Origin of the sequence: Flavobacterium fructosi (assembly GCF_042787335.1) — a bacterium.
Lineage (GTDB): Bacteria > Bacteroidota > Bacteroidia > Flavobacteriales > Flavobacteriaceae > Flavobacterium > Flavobacterium fructosi.
On record NZ_JBHZQA010000002.1, the window covers coordinates 253,061 to 270,490 of the forward strand.

The window sequence follows — 17,430 nt, forward strand, 5'->3', positions numbered from 1 at the left end:
GATGATTCTATTGTTTTGTTTTTTTTCAAAAAACTTTGTAAATTTAATAAAAAAATTCGTACAATTTTTTCTTGCCTTTGAAAAAGGCAGGAATATTAAAAATACACCCTTACAAATGGCATAAAGGCATTACCATAAACATTGTTATTATCGCTTAGTACATTATAACGAGCGCCAATAGTCACATTGCCGGTTCTATAACCAGCACCAAGAAATAAACCGGTGTTCCAATAGTCTTGAGAACTATTATTAGAATTAATCAAATTAACGTTAACCCTCAATTTTTCTATTTCTGCCGAAAGTTGGATTTCTGGGATTGGATTAAACAACCCTATTATGCTTGCTCCATATAAATGGGATGCATAATAATTTTTTTGCTTTACATACCTGTATTGGGCGCCAAGCCCCAAAGCCAGATACTGATTAAAATTGTAAATAGCACTTGGTGCAAGAGAAACATCCGTATAACCGGAATCAAAACTTAATCCAATGCCTCCACCAAATTGTACTTTTCTCCAGAAATCACTTTGAGTTTTAGGCAATGTCGTTTGCTGTTGCGCCAATAAAAAACCAGAAGACAAGAGGACCGAAAAAATTATAATTGGTTTTAAAATGGGTAAAAGCCGTGTTTTTTTCATATTTCGTTGGTTATTTTAACAAATCTTTACGTAAAAGTAGGTAAAAAAAAGATTTAGATATAATTGATTATTGTACTTTTGTCAAACTATTTAACAAAAAAGTACAGACACTAACAATATGGATAGGTTTTCATTTTTAAACGCAGCACACACCGAATTTTTCGCACAATTATACGATCAATATTTAGTAAATCCAGACAGCGTAGAGCCAAGTTGGAGAAGTTTTTTTCAAGGTTTCGACTTTGGAATGACTACTTATAATGAAGAAAATCCTATAACCTACTTAGCAAATGTTGCTTCTGGGAATATGGAGAGTACGCATGTGTCGGAAAAACTTCAAAAAGAATTTAATGTATTAAAGCTGATTGACGGGTATCGTTCTCGTGGACATTTGTTTACAAAAACAAATCCCGTAAGAGACAGACGAACATCATCGCCTACATTGGATATTGTTAATTTTGGTCTTTCTTCAGCCGACTTAAATACGGTTTTTGATGCGGCTAAAGTTATCGGGATTCAACCTTGTACGCTACAGGAAATTATAATACATCTTGAGACTATTTATTGTCAGCATATTGGGGTCGAATATATGTATATTCGTAAACCGGAAGTGGTGGAATGGATCCAGAAAAAATTAGGGAAAAATGACAACCAACCCAGTTTTTCTGTCAGTGAAAAGAAAATAATCCTTGAAAAATTAAATCAAGCTGTTTCTTTTGAGAATTTCTTGCATACTAAATATGTAGGTCAGAAACGGTTTTCACTTGAAGGAGGAGAATCTATTATTCCGGCACTCGATGCTTTGATAGAAAAAGCAGCAGAGCAGGGAGTAGAGCAATTTGTGATGGGAATGGCACATCGTGGTCGTTTGAATGTTCTAGCCAATATTTTTGGTAAATCTACTCAGGACATTTTTGGAGAATTTGACGGAAAAGACTACGATCAGGAATATTTTGACGGAGATGTAAAGTATCACTTAGGGCTTACGGCTGAAAAAGTAACCAGATCAGGAAAAAATATCAATATTAATTTGGCTCCAAATCCTTCGCATCTTGAAACAGTAGGTGCCGTAATTGAAGGAATTACAAGAGCAAAACAAGATAAATATTTCCCTAACGATTTCTCAAAAGTATTGCCAATTGCTGTTCACGGTGATGCAGCAATCGCTGGTCAAGGAATTCTTTATGAAATTGTGCAAATGGCACAATTGGATGGATACAAAACGGGAGGTACAATTCACATTGTAATCAATAATCAAGTTGGTTTTACAACTAATTATCTCGATGCTCGTTCATCAACGTATTGTACGGATGTTGCCAAAGTAACGCTGTCGCCAGTCTTGCACGTTAATGCAGATGATGCGGAAGCGGTGGTACATGCTATGTCATTTGCTTTAGATTTCAGAATGCAATTTGGTAAAGATGTATTCATTGATTTATTAGGATATCGAAAATATGGGCATAATGAAGGGGATGAGCCTCGTTTTACGCAGCCAGTTCTATATAAAATTATTGCAAAACATCAAAATCCTAGAGATATCTATGCAGAGAAACTCTTATCAGAAGGAGTTATTGATGCTACTTATGTAAATGGATTAGAAAAAGAATACAAGTCAAATCTTGAAGTAAATCTTGAAGCATCCCGCAAAAAGAATTTGACGATTATTACTCCGTTTATGAAAAATGAATGGAGCGGTTTCAAACAAGTTACTGATGTTGAAATGCTTTTAAATGTTGATACTTCTTATCCTAAGGAAGGACTTACTGACGTTGCAAATGCAATTTGTAATTTGCCGGCGGATAAAAAGTTTATCAGCAAAATCCAAAAATTAATAAACGATAGAAAAACAATGTTTTTCGAAACTAATAAGTTGGATTGGGCTATGGCCGAACATTTAGCTTACGGATCTTTATTAAAAGAAGGATATGATGTCCGTATTTCTGGACAAGATGTAGAAAGAGGTACTTTTTCTCATCGTCATGCCGTAGTGAAAGTTGAAGATTCTGAGGAAGAGGTAGTTTTGATCAATAATTTAGAAGGTAAGGTAGGGAAATTTAATATTTTCAATTCCCTTTTATCTGAATATGGTGTTTTAGGTTTTGATTATGGCTACGCTCTAACAAATCCAAATACACTTACGATATGGGAAGCACAATTTGGAGATTTCAGTAATGGAGCCCAAATTATGATTGACCAATATATTTCTTGTGGAGAAGATAAATGGAACAATCAAAACGGAATCGTTTTGTTATTGCCTCACGGATATGAAGGACAAGGAGCAGAGCATTCATCTGCAAGAATGGAGCGTTATTTACAATTGTGTGCCAGACAAAATATGTATGTTGCTGATTGTACAACACCCGCCAACTTCTTCCACTTATTGAGAAGACAAATGAAAACAACTTTCCGTAAACCGCTAATTGTCTTTACTCCAAAAAGTTTATTACGTGATCCAAGAGTTGTTTCAAGTGTAGAGGAGTTTGCAAACGGTAGTTTTCAGGAAACATTCGATGATGTAATAGTGAATAAAGCAGATGTAAAAACATTAGTTTTCTGTACAGGTAAATTCTATTATGACATCACTAGCGAAAGAGAAATCAATGGTCGTAAAGATGTTGCTGTAGTTAGAATCGAACAATTATTCCCATTACCGGTAGAACAATTAAAAGCCATTATCGCTAAATATCCAAATGCTGATGATTATGTTTGGGCACAGGAAGAGCCTAAAAATATGGGGGCTTATAGCTATATGTTGATGAATTTTGATTTGGTAAAGTGGAGACTGGCATCGCTTAAAGCCTATGCGGCACCAGCAGCAGGAAGTTATACACGAGCAAAACGTCGTCAGGCCGATGCAATAAGAATGGTTTTTGATAAAAATTTATATAGATAAAAAGAATAGTTTAACGTTTAAGGTTTAAAGTTGCTATTTACAGAACTTTGAACTTTAAACAATTCAAACCTTAAACAAAAAAAGATGATTTTAGAAATGAAAGTCCCATCACCAGGGGAATCTATAAAAGAAGTTGAAATTGCAACTTGGTTGGTAAAAGACGGCGATTATGTAGAAAAAGACCAAGCAATTGCGGAGGTTGATTCTGATAAAGCAACCTTAGAATTGCCAGCAGAAGCAAGCGGAATTATTACATTGAAAGCAGAAGAAGGTGATGCAGTTGCAGTTGGTGCAGTTGTTTGTCTTATTGATACAGATGCAACCAAACCATCAGGCGATGTACCAGCGGCTGAAGTTGCAAAAACAGTTGATCCCGAGACTTCGGGGCCAAAAGCGGAAGTTAAAGTTGAAGCGCCAAAAGTAGCTCCGGTTGCCGCTCCCGTAGTAGCAGCAAGTTATGCTTCAGGAACACCGTCACCAGCAGCAAGAAAAATATTAGACGAAAAAAACATAACTCCTGGATCAGTTACAGGAACAGGAAAAGACGGAAGAATCACCAAAGATGATGCGGTAAATGCTGTGCCATCAATGGGAACTCCTACCGGAGGATCTCGTGGTACGGAAAGAACTAAATTATCTATGTTGCGTCGTAAAGTAGCAGAAAGATTGGTTGCTGCTAAAAATGAAACAGCGATGTTGACTACTTTCAATGAAGTAAACATGACGCCTATCAATACATTGCGTAATGAATATAAAGATGCGTTCAAAGCGAAACATGGTGGAATTGGTTTGGGTTATATGTCTTTCTTCACTAAAGCAGTAACGAGAGCATTAAAATTATTCCCAGATGTTAACTCAATGATGGATGGTGATCATAAGATTGCTTTCGATTTTTGTGATATCTCTATTGCAGTTTCAGGACCAAAAGGACTTATGGTTCCTGTTGTTCGTAATGCAGAGAACTTGACTTTCCGTGGCGTAGAATCTGATATTAAAAGATTAGCCATCAAAGCACGTGATGGACAAATCACAGTTGATGATATGACTGGTGGAACGTTCACGATTACTAATGGGGGTGTTTTTGGAAGTATGTTATCTACTCCAATTATTAATCCTCCACAATCTGGAATTCTAGGAATGCACAACATTATCGAGCGTCCTATTGCTGTAAATGGAAAAGTGGAAATTCACCCAATGATGTATGTGGCGTTATCTTATGACCACAGAATTATTGATGGTCGTGAGTCTGTTGGTTTCTTGGTAGCGGTGAAAGAAGCTTTAGAAAACCCATTAGAATTATTGATGGACAACAATCCTAAAAAAGCATTAGAATTATAATACTGTAACTTTGTCAGATGACAATAAAGAATGCTAATCCCGCCTTGTTTTTCAAGGCGGGATTTTTTATTATGTCTTAAAAACTAGACTACAAATGTGTAATATATTTGTGTTTTTTTACGGTTATATTTTTTGATTGTAAATAAATGTATGATTAGTGTAAAAAATAACAAATTAAAATAAGAATATACCAATACAACACCACAACATTCAGAAAACAAAAAGATTCAAATGCATTTTTTAAACTTTAGGAAAATAAAGTTAAGTGTCAGTGATACTAATATTTACATCTACTTGTGAATAAATAATTTCTTTCTACAGTTGTATAGTTTTTACATACTGCTGATTTGAACGTGTAATGTAATACATTCATAAATTTGAGAACAACCAAAAACTCAAAATCATGAAAAAAATTACTTTGTTCATTTTGCTACTAATCTCGATTGTAGGATATTCGCAAAATGCACCTATATCTTTCGAAACGGGACAGTTTGGTTCTACGTGGACACTTGCCTCTTTTGAAAACGGAAGTGGTGCTGGATATTCAAAAGTTTCAAATCCATTTCCGGGCGGAATTAACAGTTCTGCCACAGTAGGTAAATTTATCGCAGGAACAAGCGCATCGGGTGCTGCTCCATATGCCGGATTTGAGACCGCCCACGCTTCGGGCGCAAACGGCATTGGAACCTTTACTTTAAGTGCTTCCAATAGTATTGTCAAAATAATGGTTTACAAAACTATTATAAGCGATGTGGCAATCAAATTTGCAATAGCGAATGGTGGTGCTCAGCCAGAAATCAAAGTGCCAAACACTAAGATCAACCAATGGGAGGAATTAACTTTTGACTTTTCAGGAAAGATAGGATTATTTGAAACCATCAATATCGATCAAATCATATTTTTTCTAGATTTCAATGCCAGAACAGCTGAAACTACCAGTTATTTTGATAATGTTACTTTTTCAGCTAAACCAGCCGCTACTGTCCCAACGGTTGCCGCTTTAACTCCTGTGAAACCGCCAGCAGATGTAATTTCGTTATTTAGTAATGCTTATACTAACGTTACTGTTGATAATTGGAGAGCAGATTGGGGACAATCAGGTAATGTTTTATCGGATATTCAAATTGCCGGAAATGACACTAAAAAATATACAGATTTAAGTTATTTTGGAGTTATCACGGAGGCTAATAAAATCGATGCTTCTGCAATGCTTAATTTCCATCTTGATGTTTGGACACCAAATGTGACTACCTTTAAAATCAAAATAGTTGATTTTGGAGCTGATGGCGCTTACCAAGGCGGCGATGATAAAGAATTTGAAGTGACTCGTACTTTAACATTGAGTGGGTGGAATAGCTTAGAAATTCCGCTTTCAGAGTTTACAGGTTTAACTACAAAAGCGCATATTGCACAGTTTGTTTTCTCTGGAACTGCAGGAACGATATATATAGACAATGTTTATTTTAACAAAACGGCGGTAGTTATTCCTCCTCCTGCTGCTCCTTACGCGCCAGTTACCTTTGAATCAGGTGAGTATGGTTCTACTTGGACGCTGACTTCTTTTGATAATCCATCTGGAGGTTCGACGGCTTCCCTGTTAGCCCCAAATCCGAATAAAACAGGAATTAACGCCTCAAATACCGCTGCTAAATTTACGGCATTGGTTGCTGGCGCTTGGTACACAGGTTTTGAAACAACGCACGGTTCTGGGGTAAATGGTATTGGAACTTTTACTTTGGATGTTACAAATAGCACCGTTAAAATGATGGTATATAAAGATGTTATTAGTAAAGTAGGAATCAAGTTTGCACGTCCTGATGGAGGTTCGACAGGTGAGATAACTGTTACCAATACTAAAATAAATGAATGGGAAGAGTTGACCTTCAATTTTGCGGGAAAAATAGGGGAAGGAGTTTCAACGGGGATTGATCAAATAATTGTATTTCCTGATTTTATTCCAGAAGGAACTACAAGAACGGCTGATCAGGTGTGTTATGTCGATAATATTCGATTTTCTGCAAAAATAGATGTGCCTGTTGTATCAAGTGTGCCAACAGTTGCCGCACCAACACCCACCGTTTTTGCCGCAAATGTTATTTCGTTATTTAGTAACGCTTATACAAATGTCACTGTTGATAATTGGAGAGCGGATTGGGGACAATCAGGCAATGTTTTGTCCGATATTCAAATTGCTGGAAATGATACAAAAAAATATACTGACTTAACTTATTTTGGAGTCATCACGGAGGCTAATAAGATAGATGCTTCTGCAATGCTTAATTTCCATGTTGATGTTTGGACGCCAAATGTAACTACATTTAAAATTAAAATAGTAGATTTTGGAGCTGATGGTGCTTATCAAGGTGGAGATGATAAGGAATTTGAAGTGACTCGTACATTAGCATTAGGTGGTTGGAATAGTTTGGAAATTCCGCTTTCAGAGTTTACAGGTTTAACTACAAAAGGGCATATTGCACAGTTTGTTTTCTCAGGATCAGCAGGAACGATATATATTGATAATGTCTATTTTAATAAAACAGCTGTAGTTGTTTTACCAACTGTTCCTACTATGGCTGCACCTACGCCAACGACTGCTCAGTCAAATGTTATTTCATTATTTAGTAATGCTTACACCAATGTAACGGTTGACAATTGGAGAGCCGATTGGGGACAATCAGGGAATGTTTTATCTGATATTCAAATTGCCGGAAATGACACTAAAAAATATACTGATTTAAGTTATTTTGGAGTTATTACAGAGGCTAATAAAATTGATGCGACTACAATGCTTTATTTTCATGTTGATGTTTGGACGCCAAACGTAACTACCTTCAAAATCAAAATAGTTGATTTTGGTGCTGATGGTGTTTATCAAGGCGGGGATGATAAAGAATTTGAAGTAACTCGTACTTTAACACTAAGTGGTTGGAATAGTTTAGATATTCCGATGTCAGAATTTACAGGTTTGACAACAAAGGCACAAGTTGCACAGTTTGTTTTTTCCGGATCCGCAGGGATGATTTATATGGACAATATTTATTTTAGCAAAGTGGCTACAAATTTAAGTGTTGCCAATTTTGAAACTTCAGAAGTTAGAATGTATCCAAATCCGGTTACTAATTATTTAACAATTGAGGCAAATAGTACAATTGAAAAAGTGTCTGTTTATAATCTTTTGGGGCAAGAGGTTTTGGTAAAAATCCCAAAAAGTAATTTAACTATTTTGCAAACAAACGAACTTCAAAAAGGAGTGTATATCGTAAAAATAGATATTTATGGAAAATTGAATAGCAGTAAAATTATCAAAGAATAAGTTAGTTGGGTTTGTAGTAGAATTGGAGAGTGTTAGATATTTAATGCTCTCTTTTTTTTGTAATTATTTTTCATTTCATTAAATACAAATAATGATTGTAGTAATCCACAATCGCTCTTCCTTTCATTAACACATCGGCACCAATAATTCCATGTACTGGTTTTGATTTGTGCTGCATGAGTGCTTCATTTACATGAGATAAATCAAAAATAACGACATTGAAATCCAAATTTTTCCACGAGCCAAGTTGTAGTTGATTTTTTGAAGCAAGTTGGGTAAACATTCCGTTTGCTCCGGCGCCAGAAGCTTTCGTTTTTGATTTTTTCGCTTCCAATAAAAACAGGTCAATACTTTCAAATCCTACACAACTATTTGAAGCTCCCGTATCAAGAATAAAGTTTCCCAAGACTCCATTGATTTTAGCTTTTATTAGAAGATGTTGTGTTTTGGTAATTTTGAACTTTACTTTTTTATAATTTTCTTTTTTAAGAATATCGTGGAGGTTTTTCATTTATGCTGAATTTATTTGAGAATTTTAATTTGTGTTTCACAAAGATACACGGAGTTTTTAGGACTTTCTGAAGGAATTTTGAGAATCCTATTTTTCTTTGAGAATCTTTATGAAACTACTTTTTCGAGTAGTTTTAATCTTGTAAATTTGTATTCTTAAACTTTGCACTTGGAAACAACAACAATAATTACCGACACACATACGCACCTTTATAGTGAGGAATTCGATCAAGATCGGAACGAAATGATACAACGCGCGATCAATGTTGGAGTTTCACGGTTCTTTATTCCCGCTATTGATTCAACGTGTACGAAAGCGATGTACGAATTAGAGGAAAATTATCCTGAAAATGTTTTCTTGATGATGGGTTTACACCCAACCTATGTAAAGGAGAATTATCTGGAAGAATTACAGCATGTTGAAAATGAATTGAAGAAAAGAAAATTCTATGCGATAGGCGAAATTGGGATTGATTTGTATTGGGATAAAACCCATTTGCAAGAGCAGCAAATTGCTTTCAGAACTCAAATACGATTGGCAAAACACTATAAATTACCTATTGTCATTCATTGTCGAGAAGCTTTCGATGAAATATTCAGTATTTTGGAAGATGAAAAATCGGATGATCTGTTTGGGGTTTTTCATTGCTTTACTGGGACTTATGAACAGGCTTTGAAAGCGATTTCCTATAATATGAAACTTGGAATTGGGGGCGTTGTAACATTTAAAAATGGGAAAATTGATCAATTCTTACATAAAATAGATTTAAAACACATCGTTCTGGAAACGGATTCTCCTTATTTGGCCCCAATTCCCTTTCGCGGAAAACGCAATGAAAGTAGTTATTTAATTAATGTCGTAGATAAATTGGCTCTGATTTATAGTCTTTTGGCAAATGAAATTGCGAGGGTAACAACTGAGAATTCTAAAGCTATTTTTGGGATTTAAAGAAGAAGTTACATTATTTTAATATTTTTTTTGTTCATTTGCCACACAAAAATTGAGAACCAAAATGCAAAAATTTGACGCTATTCGGCCATTTTACGATTCCGAAGTAAACGAGGCTCTTCACCATGTGATACATCATCCGATGATGAAGGCATTAATGAACTTTACTTTCCCTGATGTGGAAGACGAAGTTTGGAAAGAACAACTCAAGAAAACGCATTCTATACGTGATTTTCAATGTAATTTCATCTATCATTCCGTTCAAAAAGTACTAGAGAAGAGCTCTGAGGGTTTGACGACTTCTGGTTTTGAAAATTTAGAAAAAAGTACTTCCTATTTATTCATATCAAACCATCGAGATATTCTTTTGGATACAACCTTGTTGAATACCGCATTATTTGAAAATGGTTTAGGAATGACGGCTTCAGCAATTGGAGACAATTTAGTTAAAAAAGCTTTTTTAAGTACGTTAGCGAAACTGAATCGTAATTTTCTGGTATTACGAGGGCAGACTCCGAGAGAAATGCTGCAAAGCTCCAAATTACTATCAGAATATATTGGGAATCTATTACTTCATGAAAATCGTTCCGTTTGGATTGCACAGCGAGAAGGAAGAACAAAAGATGGAAATGATGTGACTAACCCCGGGGTTTTAAAAATGGTAGGAATGGGTTCTGACGAGAAGAATTTGATGGATTATTTCAAAAAAATAAAAATCGTTCCGGTATCTATTTCATATGAATATGACCCTACTGATGCGTTAAAAATGCCTCAATTGATGGCAGAAGCCAATAACGAAATTTATATTAAGGAAAAAAATGAGGATTTCATGACTATTCTTAGCGGTACCATGGGACAAAAGAAAAGAATCCACATTCATGTTGATAAAGTTTTAGATACTGAAATTGATAAAATTGCAGTAGAAAACGACAACGGAAACAAGCAAATACAAGCTTTAGCTAAAGTTATAGACGACACGGTATTAAGTAATTATAAATTATGGCCTACGAATTTCATCGCTTATGATATTGTAAATAAATCCAATACCTATTCGTGCTTATATACGGAGAGCGAGAAATTACTTTTTGAGCGCCGATTAGAAATGAGAATTGATCATGATAATCCAGTTGCTTTGGAAGGTTTTCTTGCCATGTATGCCAATCCTGTTGTAAATAAATTAAAATATCACGATGTTGTCTAAATCCAAAATACTTTTGATTTATACCGGAGGTACGATTGGTATGAAAAAAGATTTTGAGACAGGGGCACTTCGAGCGTTTAATTTCAGTAAACTATTGCAAAGAATACCGGAATTGAAACAATTGGACTGTGAGATAGAAACTATTTCTTTTGAGAATCCTATTGATTCATCTAATATGAATCCAGAAAAATGGGCAAAGATTGCCACGATCATTGCCGATAATTACAGCTCTTTTGATGGGTTTGTAGTGCTTCATGGTTCAGATACGATGTCTTATTCAGCATCTGCTTTAAGTTTTATGCTAGAAAATTTATCTAAACCAGTCATTTTTACCGGATCCCAATTGCCTATTGGAGATTTGCGTACTGATGCAAAAGAGAATCTAATAACTGCTATTCAAATTGCTTCTTTGCGTGAAAATGGAAAGCCAGTCATTAGTGAAGTAGGTCTTTACTTTGAATATAAATTATACAGAGGTAATAGAACTACAAAAATAAATGCGGAACATTTCAACGCATTCACATCTCCAAATTATCCGCATTTAGTAGAGTCTGGCGTGCATCTAACACTGAATTCAGAATTATTTTTACCTTTAAAAACTGATTTACATTTGAAGGTGCATAAGAAGTTAGATAACAATGTTGCTATTATTAAAATGTTTCCGGGAATTAGCGAAGTTGTTTTGGCTGCTATTCTTAATATTCCGAATCTTAAAGGAGTTATTTTAGAGACTTATGGAGCCGGAAACGCTCCTACAGAAGATTGGTTTATCAATCTTTTGAAAAAAGCCATTAATAAAGGCCTGCATGTCATTAATGTGACACAGTGTTCTGCAGGAAGCGTGAGTATGGGTCAATATGAAACGAGTACTTCTATGAAAGAAATTGGTGTTATTTCTGGAAAGGACATCACCACCGAAGCAGCAATCACGAAATTAATGTATTTAATAGGCCAAGAAATAGCTTCGGGCGACTTTAAAGAGATCTTTGAAACATCTTTGCGCGGAGAAATGGTATAATAATTAGATTTTACTTTTCTAACTCATTTTTTTTCGTGTTCTTTGCAAACCAAATAAATAGAGAGGTGTCCGAGTGGTTGAAGGAGCTAGCCTGGAAAGCTAGTATGTGGGTAACTGCATCGTGGGTTCGAATCCCATCCTCTCTGCTGAAATCCCGTAAACCCTTATATACAAAGGGGTTACGGGGTTTTTATTAAAAATGCGTGTCAAATTTGTGTCAAATATTTATAGTTTAAAAAATGATGAGTTTTTTAAGCCATATAAAAAAATGCCAAATTCTAAAAACTTCTCTACACGTAATAAAAGCATCGCTTTTTTAGACTACAAGCCAGCAGAACTCCGAATGAACAAAGACTGGATAATTGTGTACTACGCAAAAAATCCTGTAAACAGAAAATTAGAGTGTCAGCGATTACGTGTGCCAACGATAGCCAGCAAAACGGAACGAATTAAACACGGGAAGAAAATTGTACTGGAAATCAATATTAGGCTTGCTGAGGGTTGGTCGCCATTTCTTGAAGAGACAGGTAAAAATTACAAAACGTTTACGGAAGTTGTTGAGGGCTTTTTGAAGCAGTTGAAAAAACAATTGAAAGACGGAGTAGTTCGAGAGGACACGCTAAGAACCTACAATTCTAATTTGAATTTGTTGCAGCAGTTTTTTGTAGAAAAACGCATCAAAATCACTTTTGCACTGGAGATCAATAAAAAGCTTTGCGTGCAATATTTGGATTGGGTTTATATTGACCGGAATAACTCGCCCAGAACTAGAAACAATCACCTAGCATTTTTAAGGCTTTTTTGTAGTTTTCTTGTGAGTAGAGGCATTATTAATGAAAATCCAGTCAATGGGATCCTGCCAATGAAATCACAGCCAAAAAAGCGTGAAGTTTTCCCCGAGAATATTAGGAATAAAATAACCGAAAAACTACAGAGTTACGACAATGGATTTTATGTGTTGTGCATGACTACTTATTTTTGCCTTGTCAGAAATACAGAACTTGGAAAGCTTTTGGTAAACATGGTTAATCTCAAAGAAAGTTCTATTTTTTTGCCGAAAGAAATTACTAAAAACAGAAAAGATGAATTCATTACGATTCCTTCTCAATTTTTACCAATTTTAAAAAAGCATATTGGAAATTCTAATCCCAATCATTATTTATTTTCAAGTGATAATTTCAATGTGGGAGCAGTTCAAATGCCAGTACGCAAAATTGCAACGGCTTGGGAAAAATTAAGAAAAGAATTAAACCTTGAAAGTAAATATCAATTCTACTCTTTAAAAGATACCGGAATAACCGATTTATTAAACAGCGGAATTCCTGCCATAAAAGTTCGGGACCAGGCGCGCCATTACGATATAAAAATAACAGAACTATACACGCCAAGAAACAAAGGTTGTGACGTGACAATTCAAGATGCAAACGTATCTTTTTAGCATTTTGCAAAATATTTGCAAAACTCCTGATTTTAGCGAAAAACGCTTGCAAGCCCAGTAAAACAGAAATTTGTTACAGCACGCTATACGAAGCGGAAAAAAACTGTATTTTTTGTATTTTTGTATTTTTTGTGTTTAAATGCTTGTTTTTTAGCTTTTTAAAAGTAATACAACCGCACTAAACAGACAAATACACTATAATACAGTTTTGTATTTCCTGTATTTTGACAAAAAAGAGGGTGAGGGAGTGCAAAAAATATTTTTACAAAAATTTGGTTTTTAATTGCAAATGTCGTTTTTTTGTGAAGATGTGGATTACTACACACAAAAACTACTATAAAGAGAGAATTGCCAGCCCGTAACTTCCTGACAATCGCCCAGAACATATAAAACAAAAAAAATCGTGTTACATTGCTGTAACACGATTTTTAACCAACTAACCCAAATAAAACCTATTTTCGTGCTTTACCCTGTACCGAGTACAAATAAGAGATCACATTAGGCAAGCCCAAACCAATACCCAAAGCGTAAAACATTGTAAGTTTTACCCCAGCATACTCCACGCAAAAGCGTAAAGCCAAGAAAATCGCCATAATTGAAAAAACAAGTTCGACAAGGTTATCCTGTGTGAAAAATTTTAGATCAAAACGATACGGTGTATTTCTCGACACCTTGTTTCTTTTTGAAAGTTTTCTTTTATAGAAAAACGCCAGCCCGATCAAAGCAAAAAACAGTCCCGCAAAATATGTTGGCAAATCTGTTGTACCAAGTATTAAGTTTAAAAATTTATTCATAGTGGATGTTTTATTTATTTAAAAAGATGGCTCAAAGTTCAGCTTATTCATAATTATTAAAACCTAGACATCTCTCTCCACGTACCATCTCCTCTTGTGAATAAAATTATTACAGCATTCACTGCCGGCGTATAATTAACTCCTCCTGCTAATGTTAAATAACCACTATTCACTAATGTAATAGTATTTGTGACGTTGATGAATTCTAACATAATTATCTTTCCTCCTCCGAAACGAGCAGTTCCCCCATTATTAACTCTGCTTATTGAACCTCCTAATGTTGCAGCACTTAGTTTGAAGTAATTCTCTCCTGTTATAGGTAGGGTTAAAAAATTTGTAGCCAGATTAGATGCTGAAAGCGTGACACTTAAATCCAATGGGTATTGTGCTGATGGTTTTCTTTGAACTTCCATCCATGTTCCGTCCCCTGTAGTGATTAGCTTTATCCAGTCACCTGTTATGGCTGTAAAATTACCTGGGTATAATAGTGTTATATAAGCACTGTTGACAATAGATAATCCATTAGTTAATGTTCCAAACGATAATATTATTTCTGTTCCAGGGCTAAATCGTTGTGTTGCCTGATTTATACGGGCAATGCTTAATCCTCCTGCACTGCTGTTGTTTAATTTAAAATAATTTTCACCTGTTATCGGAAGGGTTAAAAAACTTGTAGCAATACTTGCACTTGTTTCTATTAAAGAGTACCCTATGTACATTTCAGGTAATAATAATGGTTTTCTTTCTATCTCATACCAACTACCATCTCCTCTAGTCTCTAATTTTATCCAATCACCGTCGTTAGGTGTCCAGTTACCTGTTTTTTTAAGTATTATATAACCGCTATTGATTATCGATACTACATTGCTACCTGTTGACACAAATCTTATTGTGATGCTTTTACCTGCTGTAAAACGTTGCGTTATGTTGTTAATTCGACTTATATTCAAAGGTGTAGCTGATGAATTAGTCAATTCAAATAAGTTGTAACTATTGTCTATTGTAATATATCCAGCACTAACCATTGGTGAGATTTCTCCAGAAAACAATCCCTCCGATTGTGGTTCCGACCTTGATATCTCTTTCCATAAGCCATTCCCTTCAACTGTCTGTAATGTTATTGTTGAACCAATCTTTGATATAAAAGGCTTTAATATATCTATGTAATTAGAATCAATTATATCTATGTTTGAAAAATTGAAAAGTAGTGTTATAACAGCTCCTCGTGGGAATCTATTACTATTTGCGTTTATTTTTTGAAAGTAGAACCCTGTCTCGTTGATTTCAAAAAAGTTCCCGTCTTTAGGTAACACTACATCGCTAGGAGCCTCTGCTACCCTATGATTTGAATTTGATATAGGTTTAATATTTTTAACAGTATTATACGCCAAAACTCCATAAATAGTTCCTCCATTGTCTGTTAAGACTTTGGCTGGCAAGGCAGGAGTTACATCACCAACAACGAAAGATGGCATGGTAATTTCAAAATCAATGTTAGTACTACCGTAATTTTGACAAAATATACTAATTCTATAATAAGAACTCACAGCAGTATCTGTTATATGGAAAAATCCTCCAATTTGTTCAAAAGAATTTCTTCCAAAAGTTGTTCCTCCAGAAACTATAGGAGTTACACTGTCTTGATATGTCCATATAACATCTTTAATATTACTTGCCTTTGCAAAGCAGTTTACTTTTCCAGATGGAATTTTATGCAGTGTTCTATCAATATCCTGATAAATTCTGATTTGCTTATTTGGTGGAACCGATATTGATAATGTTTTATATTCAGTGTCTACAAAATTTGAACTTTCATTAATCGTCACTGTACTACTACTTTGTAAAGGTCTCCAATAGTAAGTGTCAGCAACGTCTGAGGATAATTCATCAACAGTCCATTCCGGTAAGTATATGTTCGTTCCAGTTTTATCTAAACTTTTAAAAGCGGAATTTTTATATAAATTAGTGGTGTCTGGCGATGCATTTGCATTCTTTGCGCTATGTCCCTCTATGCGATTGTTATATCCTAAATCCACAATAGGCACAGAACATTGATCTCCATTGATGTACACTCCATTAACTCCTTCGCCTAAATACACTACTGGCACATTCTGAAAAGTAGAATTTTGATTTAACGCTTCTATTCTAATGTCGTGCATTCTAACACATGATCCTCCACCTTCAAGTCTGATGTGTGAATTTGATGAAGATGGCGGCTCTATCACTACTCCAGAAAAAGTTAAATTATTAGCTGGAGTATAGACTAATTGACTGTTTATTAAATCCGTGTTGTACTGTGTTATTATCTTTATCCCACTTTCGCAGTAACCAGACAAGTACAACCCTTTAAAATCATTTGAATTTATAAAACCTGCGGGATTTGTGTATGCCAGTCCAGTCGAACCTAAATTTCCGTAAATCGGATTTGACGACAGTGATTCAATTGTTAAGTGTTCCGCGCAATCCCTTAGCCTTATGTTGTTAAAGTTACTATAGGTAATCGCTCCTGAATTACCAGCTACTAAATGCAATCCCTTGCCTTTTTGAAATCCGTGAATCAGAAGGTTTTCAAAAACCAGTCCTTCTAACAACGCAGCGCTTCCAGAACCATTACCTACGCCACATACCTGAATTCCAGAACCATATTTAGTCAAGGAGCGTTGTCCTTTAATCGTAAAATTAGATAATGTAGTCATTCCTCCAACAATCTTAATTGCTGTATTGTCATAAGTGGTAGACCCCAACGAACTACCTAGACACCACAATACCGAACCTTTTACAGCTGCTGCTCCCAATGCCGTTTCTCCTCTCGATACGCCTTCAATAGACACTCCTGAACTCACCGTTAATTGGTTGTAATAAGTATATAAGTATGCTGACAACTTCACTTTTCCGCTGCTCAATTTCACAAAGTCCAAAGATTTTTGTAGGGCTGGTTGCCAGTCATAGGAAGTAATACTCCTGTCTCCCCACCACTCTGGGTACACATCATTAAGCCATGTCCCAGTAAAAGTGGTATTCATGCTTGAAAATATTTTAATCTTATCTGCGACGACTTGACAATTAGCACCTTGTATAGTGCCATTTACTAAAGACCCTCCATTAAATGTAATATTTTTATTGCTTCCGAAATTAACTGTCGTATTCAATAAGTCATGTGCAAATGAAATAATTATATTTTTCTCCGTTACCGTGCCAATTAAGGCGAAGTTATAATTGTTCGGAATATAGAAAGTATTTATCTCTTTCTCAGTCTTGCCACCAATACTAGCCAATAAATCAACCCCTGCAGTAGTTTTGAAACTGTCCGCTATATATGTTTTTCCCATTATTTTTTA

11 protein-coding genes and 1 tRNA gene are annotated in these 17,430 nt (G+C 35.2%); 8 read left to right on the top strand and 4 right to left on the bottom strand.

The window, feature by feature from the left end; genetic code table 11:
* Positions 1 to 95 precede the first annotated feature (95 nt).
* Positions 96 to 638: a hypothetical protein gene (locus tag ACFX5D_RS03985; RefSeq protein WP_379856960.1), complete on the bottom strand. Its 543-nt coding sequence runs from the start codon at positions 636 to 638 to the stop codon at positions 96 to 98.
* Between the two features lie 118 nt (positions 639 to 756).
* On the opposite strand from ACFX5D_RS03985, the gene ACFX5D_RS03990 reads away from it, so the two are divergent.
* The 3 genes from ACFX5D_RS03990 (at position 757) to ACFX5D_RS04000 (ending at position 8,182) form a co-directional block, all read left to right on the top strand.
* Positions 757 to 3,531 (top strand): 2-oxoglutarate dehydrogenase E1 component, encoded by a 2,775-nt coding sequence (locus tag ACFX5D_RS03990; protein WP_379856961.1) that lies wholly within the window; start codon positions 757 to 759, stop codon positions 3,529 to 3,531.
* Positions 3,532 to 3,615: 84 nt separating this feature from the next.
* Positions 3,616 to 4,869 carry a 2-oxoglutarate dehydrogenase complex dihydrolipoyllysine-residue succinyltransferase gene (gene odhB / locus ACFX5D_RS03995; protein ID WP_379856962.1) on the top strand — a complete coding sequence of 418 codons (1,254 nt, stop codon included), beginning with the start codon at positions 3,616 to 3,618 and terminating at the stop codon, positions 4,867 to 4,869.
* Positions 4,870 to 5,272: 403 nt separating this feature from the next.
* Positions 5,273 to 8,182: a T9SS type A sorting domain-containing protein gene (locus ACFX5D_RS04000; RefSeq protein WP_379856963.1), complete on the top strand. Its 2,910-nt coding sequence runs from the start codon at positions 5,273 to 5,275 to the stop codon at positions 8,180 to 8,182.
* Between the two features lie 70 nt (positions 8,183 to 8,252).
* Here the strand turns inward: ACFX5D_RS04000 and ACFX5D_RS04005 are convergent, their stop codons facing one another.
* Positions 8,253 to 8,693 carry a retropepsin-like aspartic protease gene (locus tag ACFX5D_RS04005; protein ID WP_379856964.1) on the bottom strand — a complete coding sequence of 147 codons (441 nt, stop codon included), beginning with the start codon at positions 8,691 to 8,693 and terminating at the stop codon, positions 8,253 to 8,255.
* A gap of 168 nt (positions 8,694 to 8,861) precedes the next feature.
* Here ACFX5D_RS04005 and ACFX5D_RS04010 point away from each other — a divergent pair, with 168 nt between their 5' ends.
* From ACFX5D_RS04010 to ACFX5D_RS04030, 5 genes are all read left to right on the top strand, one after another.
* A complete protein-coding gene (locus ACFX5D_RS04010) occupies positions 8,862 to 9,641 on the top strand; it encodes a TatD family hydrolase (RefSeq protein WP_379856965.1) in 780 nt (259 codons plus the stop codon).
* Between the two features lie 64 nt (positions 9,642 to 9,705).
* Positions 9,706 to 10,842 (top strand): 1-acyl-sn-glycerol-3-phosphate acyltransferase, encoded by a 1,137-nt coding sequence (locus ACFX5D_RS04015; protein ID WP_379856966.1) that lies wholly within the window; start codon positions 9,706 to 9,708, stop codon positions 10,840 to 10,842.
* Positions 10,832 to 11,860, top strand: coding sequence for an asparaginase (locus tag ACFX5D_RS04020; protein ID WP_379856967.1), 1,029 nt, complete (start codon positions 10,832 to 10,834; stop codon positions 11,858 to 11,860). Before ACFX5D_RS04015 ends, ACFX5D_RS04020 begins: the two co-directional genes overlap by 11 nt.
* 59 nt (positions 11,861 to 11,919) lie before the next feature.
* Positions 11,920 to 12,006, top strand: a tRNA-Ser gene (locus ACFX5D_RS04025).
* Between the two features lie 122 nt (positions 12,007 to 12,128).
* Positions 12,129 to 13,298 carry a tyrosine-type recombinase/integrase gene (locus ACFX5D_RS04030; RefSeq protein WP_379856968.1) on the top strand — a complete coding sequence of 390 codons (1,170 nt, stop codon included), beginning with the start codon at positions 12,129 to 12,131 and terminating at the stop codon, positions 13,296 to 13,298.
* A gap of 452 nt (positions 13,299 to 13,750) precedes the next feature.
* Here the strand turns inward: ACFX5D_RS04030 and ACFX5D_RS04035 are convergent, their stop codons facing one another.
* Together ACFX5D_RS04035 and ACFX5D_RS04040 are read right to left on the bottom strand one after the other, a co-directional pair.
* A complete protein-coding gene (locus ACFX5D_RS04035; protein WP_379856969.1) occupies positions 13,751 to 14,092 on the bottom strand; it encodes a hypothetical protein in 342 nt (113 codons plus the stop codon).
* Between the two features lie 56 nt (positions 14,093 to 14,148).
* Positions 14,149 to 17,421: a hypothetical protein gene (locus tag ACFX5D_RS04040; RefSeq protein ID WP_379856970.1), complete on the bottom strand. Its 3,273-nt coding sequence runs from the start codon at positions 17,419 to 17,421 to the stop codon at positions 14,149 to 14,151.
* Positions 17,422 to 17,430: the final 9 nt, after the last annotated feature.

What these genes read in the sequence shown, in the direction of transcription:
- ACFX5D_RS03985 (WP_379856960.1), bottom strand. Translation starts at nt 638, where the DNA reads ATGAAAAAAACACGGCTTTTACCCATTTTAAAACCAATTATAATTTTT.
- ACFX5D_RS03990 (WP_379856961.1), top strand. Translation starts at nt 757, where the DNA reads ATGGATAGGTTTTCATTTTTAAACGCAGCACACACCGAATTTTTCGCA.
- odhB (WP_379856962.1), top strand. Translation starts at nt 3,616, where the DNA reads ATGATTTTAGAAATGAAAGTCCCATCACCAGGGGAATCTATAAAAGAA.
- ACFX5D_RS04000 (WP_379856963.1), top strand. Translation starts at nt 5,273, where the DNA reads ATGAAAAAAATTACTTTGTTCATTTTGCTACTAATCTCGATTGTAGGA.
- ACFX5D_RS04005 (WP_379856964.1), bottom strand. Translation starts at nt 8,693, where the DNA reads ATGAAAAACCTCCACGATATTCTTAAAAAAGAAAATTATAAAAAAGTA.
- ACFX5D_RS04015 (WP_379856966.1), top strand. Translation starts at nt 9,706, where the DNA reads ATGCAAAAATTTGACGCTATTCGGCCATTTTACGATTCCGAAGTAAAC.
- ACFX5D_RS04020 (WP_379856967.1), top strand. Translation starts at nt 10,832, where the DNA reads ATGTTGTCTAAATCCAAAATACTTTTGATTTATACCGGAGGTACGATT.
- ACFX5D_RS04030 (WP_379856968.1), top strand. Translation starts at nt 12,129, where the DNA reads ATGCCAAATTCTAAAAACTTCTCTACACGTAATAAAAGCATCGCTTTT.
- ACFX5D_RS04035 (WP_379856969.1), bottom strand. Translation starts at nt 14,092, where the DNA reads ATGAATAAATTTTTAAACTTAATACTTGGTACAACAGATTTGCCAACA.
- ACFX5D_RS04040 (WP_379856970.1), bottom strand. Translation starts at nt 17,421, where the DNA reads ATGGGAAAAACATATATAGCGGACAGTTTCAAAACTACTGCAGGGGTT.